Raw genomic sequence first — 11,472 nt, 5'->3', positions numbered from 1 at the left:
GGCTTTGCGCATAAAAAAGGCTGTGTCAGCGTTTTGACACAACCTCTTCTTTTGATGGGGTATGATGAGGTAAATGGGATGACTGCTAAGCTATTTGAATATATTATTAGGATTATCTGTTAGATAATTTGTGTGTGTAACCTCTTGTTTCCTATTTTATGCGCTACTGTTACTTATGTTACCAAGTGAAATTCGTTTCTTTCATTATGCTTACGTACTTTTGGCACACAGAACCTAACACACAGACATCATGGAAATGAAACTTCTATTCTTTTTATTATCAGCTATCTTATTCCAATCAAGTATAAGTATTTATGCGATGGAACAAATTAAGAGAGGTTGGGTAGCTTTGAAGGATGTTACTCAAATGCGTTCGCATTCAATTTTTGTTTTTCCTAATAACTTTTTGGGGAGTTCGTAGATGTTGTTTAATCGACATCTATTTTAATCTACTATGGCTATTCTAAAAATATGGAATGGGATGAATAAATAATTTATCCTGTTAAATAGATATTGCCATAATGTATTTGGATGAAAAATACTTTTCAGAGATTTTCTCTTAAATAAAAACAAATTTAAATTTAACCAAGATGAAAGAAAAACTATTGGTTTTGGGAACAATGGTAGCTTTATGTTGCTCTTGTGCAGGAAGTTCTGTATTACTGGATACAGAATCCGAATTAAATGGCTTGAACAATGAGTATGAGCTAGGTACGTTAGAAGCGGGTGATAATGGTCTAAAATGCGAAACTTCGGGTGATGAAGATTCCATTCAGGTTTTGAAGGACAATTATATCGCGGAAATTATGGGACGTATGGAAGTTGCTAAAGAGAAGGTAATGCGTACGGCTTATGGTGCAACATCGCCTAGGGTCGGAGTTTTCAGGGTTGGTTCTTGTGGTAATTACAAGTATTTATCAATAAAAATTGATTGTGAAAACGGAAATAGTAAAACTAGCGTAAGTGGTAATGTTGGAGATACGTATGTTGATGGTGGAGATAATATGCGTCTCGAATTTTGTATGGTGGATGCGGGATTTCGTTATCCGGGGGGAGTCTTTTTGTTTGAGGATGTACCTTTAGAGACCATGACATTGGTCCGTTATCATGATACGGAAGATGGTGGTCATAATGGCGTGTGGTCTGATGATCCTAATTATTATGATGTAATGCATATTTCTGGAATGTCTAAATTAGATTTTAATGCTACATTGGCATGGAATATAAATAGGAATATGACTAAATGGGGCGATATTCCAGTGGGACCTGCAGGTATTAATTATGGGGTCATTGCTCCTGCTGAAATGGCTTCAGGTAATTTGTATTTTGATGATGAAGATCATAATAATAAGAATTGGGCACAAGTTTGGTTAGGACCCCAAAACCAATATGAACCGCATGGTACATATTATGGAGTCCAGCTGGATCGAAATACAAGATATCACGTATGCCTTAATACGGATAAAACTAATTTCACAAAATTGGTGCGATCAGCTATCTAATTATTAATTTGTTTATAATCAATTCTTATTGGTAAAACTTACCAATAAGAATTGATTTAATTAGCACATAGACATGAAAATATTGTATTTCTTTCTCTTCTCTTTTCTTTTTATTGCTTGCAATACTCCTGTTATAAATAAGAATGATGTTGTTGCAGAAGTGAATGGAGAACAGATTCTTCTTTCAGAATTGGCGTCTCAAAGTAAACAAGAGATTTTTGATATATTGAATACAGCGTATGAAATCAAAAGTCGGGTACTTGCAGGTCTGATCAAACAGAAACTGTTAGAAGATGCAGCCAAAAAAGAAAACATGTCTTTGGAAGAGTTTATCGATTGGTTTGTTCAGCAGAAAATATGTGTAGGGCAGGATAGTTTGAAAAAACGATATGGATTTAATACACAAAGCTTTTATGTAAAAGGTGAATTAATCCCGTTAGTGAAAGGTTCTTTGGAGGAGAAACTATCTTATCAACAGAAACTTCGGAGTCGGATTGTTCAGGCATTGGTTGATTCTTTATATCAAAAGGAGGATATTAAAAGATTTTTATATCCTCCAAAACAGCCGGAATGTGTTGTGAGGGATTTGTGTGTATATTATAGGGGGAATTTAGACTCTCCTGTTTCTTTTATTGTTGCCTCTGATTATAATTGTGAGCGCTGTGTACAATTTGAAAAGACATTGTCCAAGCTCTATGATAATTATAAAGAGCGGGTTAAATTTGGTTTTGTGCATTTTGCAGATGCTCCTTCGTTAGCAGCTTTGGCATGTGAGGCTGCTGGTGAGCAAAAACAATTCTGGACTTTTCATGATACTATATTTAACTATTCAGGAGTAGCAGATTCCGCTTTTATATATAACTTAGCAAAGTCTAAAAGATTGAATATGACAGAATTTGATGCCTACTTACATTCTTCTGACAAATATAAGGAGATGGATAAGGTCATCAATCAGTTAGTAGAAAGGGGGCTGATGGCTACTCCTACCATCATAATTAATGATCGTTTGGTGTACGTCACAAACAGCTATGAAGAATTGTCCAGACTATTGGAGTATGAACTATAACACAAAAGATAAAAGATGAGACTTTACTTTAATCTGAATAAGATAACTTATCTGTTTCTAATGCAGGCTTTATATCTTTGTATTGCTTGTGAGGAGCCGTTTGATGTAGGTATGCCGATCCCGGAAGATGCCATAGTATTTGATGGAGTGATAACCGATGAACCCCCACCCTATTATTTTGTATTAAGTAAACCGTCAACTAAACTGAAATACCCTGAAAATCGTAGTTTTGATAGGATTAATGATGCAGAAATTGTTATTGTTGATTTGACAACAGGTATAAGAGATACATTACAGAATGCCAAATTGACTGGTTATCAGGATTTTCGATTTTATGATCACTATAGAGATAAAGATGTTACTGTTTATATGAAATGGCTTCCTGGTGAAACGCCTGGTGGACTTTATGTTACTAATAAGATTTATGGAGTTGAAAATCATACCTACGAACTTCATATCAAATACAAAGGAAAGGAATATACAGCATGTGAGCGGATGGTGCCTAAAACTCCAATAGACAAAATAGTAATGAAACGTATTGATACTGGAGAAGGTGAACCTAATGAAACTCCATGTATCAGTTTTTATAATCCTCCTGAAGAGCATAACTATTATTTGCTTAAAACAGATTTTTGTTCTTCAAAAGTGCTTCGTGTCGCATCTGTTTATAATCTATATTATGGAACAACGAATAGTGCCGGTTGGCCATATTCTATTTTGGATGATGAATATTTGGCGGAAAATGTGATAGACTATGTTGTGAGCGAGGGAGAGCAGTTTGTACTCCCTAATCGTCCGGGGTTTAGCTATCCTGTAAGTGATTCCATTTGGATAAAAATGCAGTCCATATCTGAAAATTGCTATCAGGTGTTTGATCAAATGATTAAGCAAATACGTTCGGATGGTGGAACTTTCTCTCCGCGTCCGACCTCTGTAAAAAGTAACATTGATAATGGTGCTTATGGAATATTCCGTGTCAGTGCTATCTCTGAAATCTATTTTTATAAGAAACATAGGATTTGATGGAAAAATACCTGTTATTATTTATATTATCCTGCTGTGGAAATTTCACCATATGTAATGCTCAGACGATTACTGTCAGAGGTCGTGTGACCGACAGAAAAACCGGAGAAGTGCTCTCGGATGCTAACATTGGAGACCTGATGTCGAGAACAGGAGTAGCTGCCAATACGTATGGGCTATATTCCATTCGTATTAAAGGTGGACGTTGTGTCTTAAGATGTTCGATGCTGGGCTATGTAACCCAAATGGATACGTTGACTCTGACTGCAAATTCGGTTCATAATTTTGCTTTGATGCCCGATAACTATCAACTAAGTGATGTAGAGGTAATGGGAAATCAGAAAGCAGGAGGACAGTTGACATTGAACCAGAAAGATATTCAGGCACTTCCCACTTTAGGAAGTGAACCTGATGTATTGAAGTCATTACAATATCTTCCGGGAGTCATTAGTGGCAATGAAGGTTCCAATAATATATCTGTTCGAGGGAGTAATCAATGGGGTAACTTGATATTGCTGGATGAGGCAATGGTTTATAACCCGAATCATGCATTGTCTTTCTTTTCTGTGTTCAATAACGACGCTATACAGCAAGTGAGTCTTTATAAATCTTATTTTCCATTGAAGTATGGTGGAAGAACTTCGTCTGTTATTGATGTCAAAATGCGCGAAGGAAACAATCAGGAGAAACACCGGAGTGCTACAATTGGAGTTATCGCTTCTAAAATCCAGTTGGAAGGTCCGATAAAGAAAGGGAAAACATCTTACCTGATAGCAGGTAGATTTGCTTATCCGGGAGCTGTACTTAACGTACTGAAACAGTTTCGTGGTACTAAAATGAGCTTTTATGATGTAAACGCCAAAATTAATTCTACATTAAATGACCGGAACCGGATTTTCTTTTCAGTATATAATGGCGGCGATCATACTTTTTTTAATCAGCTGGTACGCGGTTATGGCATGAACTGGGGAAATACTACCGCTACTTTTCGATGGAACCGCGTCTGGACAGATCAATTGTCGGGAAACTTCAGTGCTATTTTTAGTAATTATTATTATCGCTATAAATCAATAACGGATGGAATGAAGTTCTTGTGGAAATCGAATATCCAATCTTATCAATTGAAGTATGATGCGGATTATGCTGTTAATAATGCGTTACATATCAGGAGCGGACTCTCTGCGCATGTGTTTACCACAATGCCCGGAAGTATTAGCAGTTGGGGGGATTTTAGTAATGTTGTTCCCTACCGGATGGACAGGCGGTCTTTATTGGATATGGCAGCCTATGGAGAAGCGACTTATAAAATTTCATCGGCATGGCAGTTGAATGGGGGAATCCGTTTACCTGTTTTTTACACTCCTAAAGTTGGAGAACTCAAACAAAAGTGTTACATAATACCTGAACCGAGAGCCGAGTTGTTCTACTTCCCCGGAACCGGAAACCGTTTGCACGCGGCTTTCACGCAGTCTTCACAAAACCTGCATATGTTGTCTAATTCCTCTGTGGGTATTCCTTCTGATATGTGGATACCTGCTAATGGACAACTGAAACCTGCAGTGATGAAGCAAGTGGCTTTGGGATATGAGAGAAGCCTGGCGAAAGGAATGTATACTCTCTCTCTGGAGACTTATTATAGAAAGACCAACCATATCGTTGATTTTGTAGATAATGCGAATATCTTTTTGAATAATCAGATAGAAACACAGTTGACTACTGGTTACTCAAAGGCCTATGGAGCGGAATTTTATATATCTAAAAACAGTGGGCGGCTAACCGGATGGATTAGCTATACCTTTTCACGTGCCCGGAATTATATTGCTACTCTTGGAGATAAAGAATATCCGCCTGTCTATGATCGTCCACATAGCTTGAAGATATTTCTGAATTATGAGGCCGGACGTAAGCGGAGGTGTGCTTTTGCAGCTACCTTCTCGTACAATTCAGGGATGAATCTGACATTGCCTATTGCTCATTACCGGGTGAACGGTACAGCTTTCTATATCTATTCTACAAGAAATGGTTATCGTGCTCCTGCCTTTCATGAATTGAATTTATCCATGACTTGTAAAACTGGCAAAAGAGGTCGATTGATTCTTTCTGTGATGAATGTATATAACAGAAAAAATGTGTTTACTATCTATACGAGTAGAGATGACTATGATTTCTCTGATATTGGCATGCATAAAATGTATTTGTATGGTGCACTGCCATCTATCTCTTATCAATTTACATTTTAGTTAGTTTGAACTATAGTCTGTTATTCTATGTTTTTTTGTACTTTTGCACTCGTTACAACCATAAACCCCGTAAAGAGTGATGAACCAGATAAATTCCGTATGCGTATATAGCGCTTCCAGTACCAAGATAGATGCTGTTTACTTTCAAGCAGCCGAGACTCTCGGCCGTCTGTTTGCCGAACACCATATCCGTTTGATAAACGGAGCTGGAAGTATCGGCCTGATGTGCTCTGTGGCAGATGCTGTGTTGAAAAATGGCGGTGAAGTGACCGGAGTGATTCCCCGCTTCATGGTGGAACAAAACTGGCATCATACTGGACTGACAGAGCTGATCGAGGTAGAATCCATGCACGAACGCAAACAGAAGATGGCCAATTTGAGTGATGGTATCATCGCTTTGCCGGGTGGATGCGGTACCCTTGAAGAATTGCTGGAAATTATCACTTGGAAACAATTGGGGTTGTATCTCAATCCGATTATAATTCTCAATACAAACAGATTTTTCGATCCATTGCTCGAAATGCTTGAAAAAGCAATCGATGAAAACTTTATGCGACGCCAACACGGTGATATATGGAAAGTGGCGCAGACACCGGAAGAAGCAGTTCAGCTGCTTTATGAGACTCCTGTATGGGATATTTCCATTCGTAAATTTGCAGCGATATGATAGGTGATACACTAAGTTCCCAGAACACGGATACCTTGTCTCTTCTCCAGCAGAAACAGATTAGTCCGGCAAAGGCAGACAGTGATAGCCTGCAGTTGGCCGATCTTCATGCTGTACAAGAGGTTGATTCTGGCTTTGAAGGAACCCCTATCTCCTACTCTCCCCGTACGGACGATGCTATCGCACTGACATTACTGGCTTGCTTCTTTCTTTCCTCTATTGCCTTGGCACGCGGAAAGAAATTTCTCTCCCAACAGGTGAAAGACTTTGTGTTACATCGCGAACGGACGAGTATTTTTGATAGCTCTACGGCGGCTGATGTGCGTTATCTCCTTGTGCTTGTATTGCAGACCTGTGTCTTGTCGGGCATCACATTTTTCAATTATTTTCATGATACATGTCCTGCTCTGATGGACCATGTATCCTCCCTCCTTTTGCTGGGTATTTACGTTGGTTTTTGCCTCGCTTATTTCTTACTAAAATGGTTGCTTTATATGTTTCTGGGGTGGACGTTTTTTGATAAAAATAAGACAAATATATGGCTGGAATCGTATTCTGCGCTCATATATTATGTCGGATTTGCCCTTTTTCCGTTCGTTCTTTTCCTGGTTTATTTTGATTTGAGTCTAACGAATTTGGTTATAATTGGGTCTATTATTTTAATTTTCACTAAAATATTGATGTTTTATAAGTGGATAAAGCTTTTTTTTCATCAATTTAGCGGGCTTTTCCTATTAATTTTGTACTTTTGCGCTCTTGAAATAGTACCTTGTCTTTTACTGTATCAGGGTATGATTCAAATGAACAATATTTTGCTAATAAAATTTTAGGACGTTGAAAATTAAAAAAGTACTAGTGTCGCAGCCTAAGCCTGCGTCAGAGAAATCTCCCTATTACGACATAGCTGAAAAGTATGGCGTTAAAATAGATTTCCGGCCCTTTATTAAGGTTGAAAGTCTTTCGGCGAAAGAATTTCGGCAACAGAAAATTTCGATTCTCGACCACACTGCCGTAATATTCACTTCGCGCCATGCTATTGACCATTTTTTCACTTTGTGTACTGAATTGCGCGTGACAATTCCCGAAACTATGAAGTATTTCTGTGTGACGGAAGCTGTTGCATTGTATATTCAAAAATATGTGCAATATCGTAAGCGTAAGATCTTCTTTGGAGCTACTGGAAAGATTGAAGACCTGATTCCTTCCATTGTGAAGCATAAAACGGAGAAGTATCTCGTTCCGATGTCAGACGTACATAATGACGATGTGAAAAACCTGCTCGACAAGAACAACATTCAGCATACGGAAGCTGTGATGTATCGCACGGTGAGCAACGACTTTACACCGGACGAAGAGTTTGATTATGATATGTTAGTGTTCTTCAGCCCTGCCGGAGTGACTTCTTTGAAGAAGAACTTCCCGGATTTTAATCAGAAAGAGATTAAGATCGGAACGTTCGGATCTACTACCGCACAGGCTGTACGTGACGCAGGTCTCCGTCTGGACCTTGAGGCTCCTACGGTGCAGGCTCCGTCAATGACTGCCGCACTTGACATGTTTATCAAGGAAAACAATAAATAAACAGAGTGGGTATATATACTTTGTGTAAAGCCGAAAGGCTGAATAGTAAAATTTTGATCGGAAAGATGTTTGAAGGCGGTGTTTCTAAATCGTTTTCCATCTTTCCGATACGCGTTGTATATATGCCTGTCGAGCAGGGCGAGGCTCCTGCTTCCATATTAATCAGTGTATCGAAACGTCGTTTTAAACGGGCGGTGAAACGCAACCGGGTGAAACGCCAGATACGTGAAGCCTACCGGAAGAACAAGTCTCTTCTGGTGGATGAACTGCAACGCCGGGAGCAACGGTTAGCCGTTGCCTTTATCTATCTGTCGGACGAGCTTGTTGCTACTGCCGAGCTGGAAGAGAAAATGAAAATAGCGCTTGCGCGCATCTCCGAAAAACTATTCTCATGAAACCTCATAACTCCCGGATATCTACCGCGTGGGTATTCGTTACGGGAATTTTGAGAAAGGTATTTTCCTTCTTCCTGCTTGTTCCCATCTATTTTTACCGGATTTGTATTTCACCCCTTACTCCTCCCTCTTGTCGGTTCACGCCTACTTGTTCAGCGTATGCGCTCGAAGCAATTAAGAAACATGGTCCTATAAAGGGGCTTTATCTTGCTGTGCGGCGTATTCTGCGATGCCATCCCTGGGGTGGTTCCGGTTATGATCCCGTGCCTTGAGACAACTGAAACGAGAAATAGAAAATGAAAAAGAATGTGACTGATATTTTAGATATCCATACTCATAAACAGGAAGTTGATACCCAAGGAAAATCCATCATCAATTATCCGCTATTGGCAGACTCTCCATTGTATATGCCTCTGGCAGAGAATGTGGAAGTGGCTGTGGGTAGAGGATCTTATTATTCTATTGGTATTCATCCTTGGGAGGTGAGAGAGAGTAATGTCAGTCAGCAATTGAGCTTTCTTCAACAGCAGCTACAGAGAAAGCAGTTTGTAGCTGTAGGAGAGGCGGGGCTGGATAAATTGGCAAAAGCTCCGATGGAGCTTCAGTTAGCGGTGTTTAAGGAACAGGTAAAGTTGTCGGAAAAGCTCGGTTTGCCGTTGATTATTCACTGCGTGAAAGCAATGGAAGAACTGCTGGGTGTGAAAAAAGAATCTCGCCCCCAACAACCTTGGATATGGCATGGCTTTCGTGGAAAACCGGAGCAGGCGGTACAGTTGTTGAAGAAAGGGTTTTATCTTTCTTTTGGGGAATATTATCCCGATGAAACGATGCAGATAGTCCCCGATGAACGCCTATTTTTGGAAACGGATGACAGCTTGCTTGATATTGAAGATATCCTGTGTCAGGCAGCCAGGGTGCGTGGGGTAGAAGTGGAAGCGTTGTGTGAGGTGATTCGCCGGAATATCCAAAATGTCTTTTTTAAGGCGTAAGAGTTGTATCTTCCGAGAAAGAGTCGTACTTTTGTCGCACATGGAATTGAAATACAATAAAAACCAAATAATTAAAGAGTAATACGATGAATTTTGTAGAAGAATTGAGATGGCGTGGCATGTTGCAGGACATCATGCCGGGAACAGAAGAGTTGTTAAGCAAAGAGCAGGTGACTGCCTACTTGGGTATCGACCCGACTGCCGATTCGCTACACATTGGTCACCTTTGTGGAGTGATGATCCTTCGTCATTTCCAACGCTGCGGTCATAAGCCGTTGGCACTGATCGGTGGCGCTACAGGTATGATTGGTGACCCTTCCGGTAAATCGGCAGAACGTAACCTGCTGGACGAAGAAACATTGCGTCACAATCAGGCATGTATCAAGAATCAGCTTGCCAAGTTCCTCGACTTCGAGTCGGATGTACCTAACCGTGCCGAGCTGGTGAACAATTACGACTGGATGAAAGACTTCACTTTCCTCGATTTTGTTCGCGAAGTAGGTAAGCACATCACTGTAAACTATATGATGGCGAAAGACTCTGTGAAACGTCGTCTGAATGGTGAAGCACGTGATGGATTGTCATTTACTGAGTTCACTTACCAATTGCTTCAAGGATATGATTTTCTTCATTTGTATGAAACAAAGGGGTGTAAGCTCCAAATGGGTGGTTCTGACCAGTGGGGAAACATCACTACCGGTGCCGAATTGATCCGCCGTACCAATGGGGGAGAGGTGTTCGCATTGACTTGCCCGCTGATTACAAAGGCTGATGGTGGTAAGTTTGGTAAAACAGAATCCGGAAATATCTGGCTGGACCCTCGCTATACTTCACCATACAAGTTCTATCAGTTCTGGTTGAACGTAAGCGACTCCGATGCCGAACGTTATATTAAAATCTTCACCTCCATCGAGAAAGAAGAAATTGAAGCATTGATTGCCGAACATCAGGTAGCTCCGCACTTGCGTCTCCTTCAGAAGCGTCTGGCTAAGGAAGTGACTGTAATGGTTCACTCTGAAGATGATTATAACGCAGCAGTAGACGCATCGAACATTCTATTCGGTAATGCGACTTCGGAAGCTTTGCGCAAACTGGATGAAGATACGCTGCTTGCTGTATTCGAAGGAGTGCCTCAATTTGAGATTTCCCGTGATGTATTGGCAGAAGGAGTAAAGGCTGTTGATCTATTCGTTGATAATGCGGCCGTATTTGCGTCGAAAGGTGAAATGCGTAAATTGGTTCAGGGCGGTGGCGTTTCGCTGAATAAGGAGAAGCTGGCAGCCTTTGATCAGGTAATTACGACTGCTGACCTGCTCGACGAGAAATATCTGCTTGTTCAGCGCGGCAAAAAGAACTATTATCTGCTGATTGCAAAGTAATAATGCATGATTCATTCGATAGAATATAAAAAAGTGAACGAAATATTTGGAGGTTTGCTTGCAAACCTCTATCTTTGCACCGCTTTTTAACAGAAAGCACATAAGTTTGGACTATGGTGTAATGGTAGCACAACAGGTTTTGGTTCTGTTTGTCCAAGTTCGAATCTTGGTAGTCCAACGAAGAAAAGCCCTGAAAGAGACATCTTTCGGGGCTTTTTCTTTTTTTGTGGATGCAAAGTCACTTCTTAAGTCATTAGAACGTTCACATACGGAACAACAACATGATGATTTCTATAGTTTGGTTGCAAAAACGGAGAAAGATGCCTTGAAGAAGTATCTCTCTATTAGGATGTAAGAAATTTGTTATAGCTTATTTGTACGTAATATTGACTGTTTCGATGTTTGCCTTACTCATCTTTGAATAGACTTCTATATTGTTAGCAACAATATATTTACATTTCTGTAATAAATCCGAATACCGTTTTTAATAAATAGTGAGAGAGTTTATTAAGAACGGTATCTGAGTTTATTAGAAACTATTTTCAGAGAATTATTGGAATATGTGGGATTTATATATACAAAATGAGGTTGTGTCAAAACGCTGACACAGCCTTTTTTATGCGCAAAGCC

The 11,472-nt window shown here is 39.8% G+C and carries 11 protein-coding genes and 1 tRNA gene; all 12 read left to right on the top strand.

What is annotated here, in order from left to right; all coding sequences use genetic code 11:
• Positions 1–590 precede the first annotated feature (590 nt).
• The 12 genes from DWZ47_RS29430 (at position 591) to DWZ47_RS29375 (ending at position 11,020) form a co-directional block, all read left to right on the top strand.
• A complete protein-coding gene (locus tag DWZ47_RS29430) occupies positions 591–1,502 on the top strand; it encodes a hypothetical protein (protein WP_117515616.1) in 912 nt (303 codons plus the stop codon).
• Between the two features lie 73 nt (positions 1,503–1,575).
• Positions 1,576–2,568 carry a thioredoxin domain-containing protein gene (locus DWZ47_RS29425; protein WP_117515614.1) on the top strand — a complete coding sequence of 331 codons (993 nt, stop codon included), beginning with the start codon at positions 1,576–1,578 and terminating at the stop codon, positions 2,566–2,568.
• A 15-nt stretch (positions 2,569–2,583) separates the two neighbouring features.
• Positions 2,584–3,591, top strand: a complete 1,008-nt coding sequence (locus DWZ47_RS29420) for a DUF4249 family protein (RefSeq protein WP_004313691.1) — start codon at positions 2,584–2,586, stop codon at positions 3,589–3,591.
• Positions 3,591–5,831, top strand: a complete 2,241-nt coding sequence (locus DWZ47_RS29415; protein ID WP_117515612.1) for a carboxypeptidase-like regulatory domain-containing protein — start codon at positions 3,591–3,593, stop codon at positions 5,829–5,831. Before DWZ47_RS29420 ends, DWZ47_RS29415 begins: the two co-directional genes overlap by 1 nt.
• 79 nt (positions 5,832–5,910) lie before the next feature.
• Complete coding sequence (locus DWZ47_RS29410; RefSeq protein ID WP_004313693.1) at positions 5,911–6,498, top strand: TIGR00730 family Rossman fold protein; 588 nt, start codon at positions 5,911–5,913, stop codon at positions 6,496–6,498.
• Positions 6,495–7,328, top strand: a complete 834-nt coding sequence (locus DWZ47_RS29405; protein WP_182281669.1) for a DUF4271 domain-containing protein — start codon at positions 6,495–6,497, stop codon at positions 7,326–7,328. Before DWZ47_RS29410 ends, DWZ47_RS29405 begins: the two co-directional genes overlap by 4 nt.
• Before the next feature lie 4 nt (positions 7,329–7,332).
• On the top strand, positions 7,333–8,079 hold the full coding sequence (locus DWZ47_RS29400) for a uroporphyrinogen-III synthase (RefSeq protein ID WP_004322581.1): 747 nt from the start codon (positions 7,333–7,335) through the stop codon (positions 8,077–8,079).
• 5 nt (positions 8,080–8,084) lie between these two features.
• Entirely contained in the window at positions 8,085–8,474 is a 390-nt protein-coding gene (rnpA, locus tag DWZ47_RS29395; RefSeq protein ID WP_004298908.1) for a ribonuclease P protein component, read from the top strand.
• Positions 8,471–8,746: a membrane protein insertion efficiency factor YidD gene (gene yidD, locus DWZ47_RS29390; protein WP_004298909.1), complete on the top strand. Its 276-nt coding sequence runs from the start codon at positions 8,471–8,473 to the stop codon at positions 8,744–8,746. Before rnpA ends, yidD begins: the two co-directional genes overlap by 4 nt.
• 24 nt (positions 8,747–8,770) lie before the next feature.
• Complete coding sequence (locus DWZ47_RS29385) at positions 8,771–9,463, top strand: TatD family hydrolase (protein WP_004313695.1); 693 nt, start codon at positions 8,771–8,773, stop codon at positions 9,461–9,463.
• 86 nt (positions 9,464–9,549) lie between these two features.
• Complete coding sequence (gene tyrS, locus DWZ47_RS29380) at positions 9,550–10,842, top strand: tyrosine--tRNA ligase (protein WP_004302917.1); 1,293 nt, start codon at positions 9,550–9,552, stop codon at positions 10,840–10,842.
• Positions 10,843–10,949: 107 nt separating this feature from the next.
• Positions 10,950–11,020: transfer RNA gene (locus tag DWZ47_RS29375), tRNA-Gln, on the top strand.
• The last annotated feature ends 452 nt before the right edge of the window (positions 11,021–11,472 follow it).

Origin of the sequence: Bacteroides sp. AF32-8BH (genome assembly GCF_003435205.1) — a bacterium.
Lineage (GTDB): Bacteria > Bacteroidota > Bacteroidia > Bacteroidales > Bacteroidaceae > Bacteroides > Bacteroides ovatus.
Note: the sequence above shows the minus strand (reverse complement) of the source record. Positions and strands in the feature narration are given on the sequence as shown.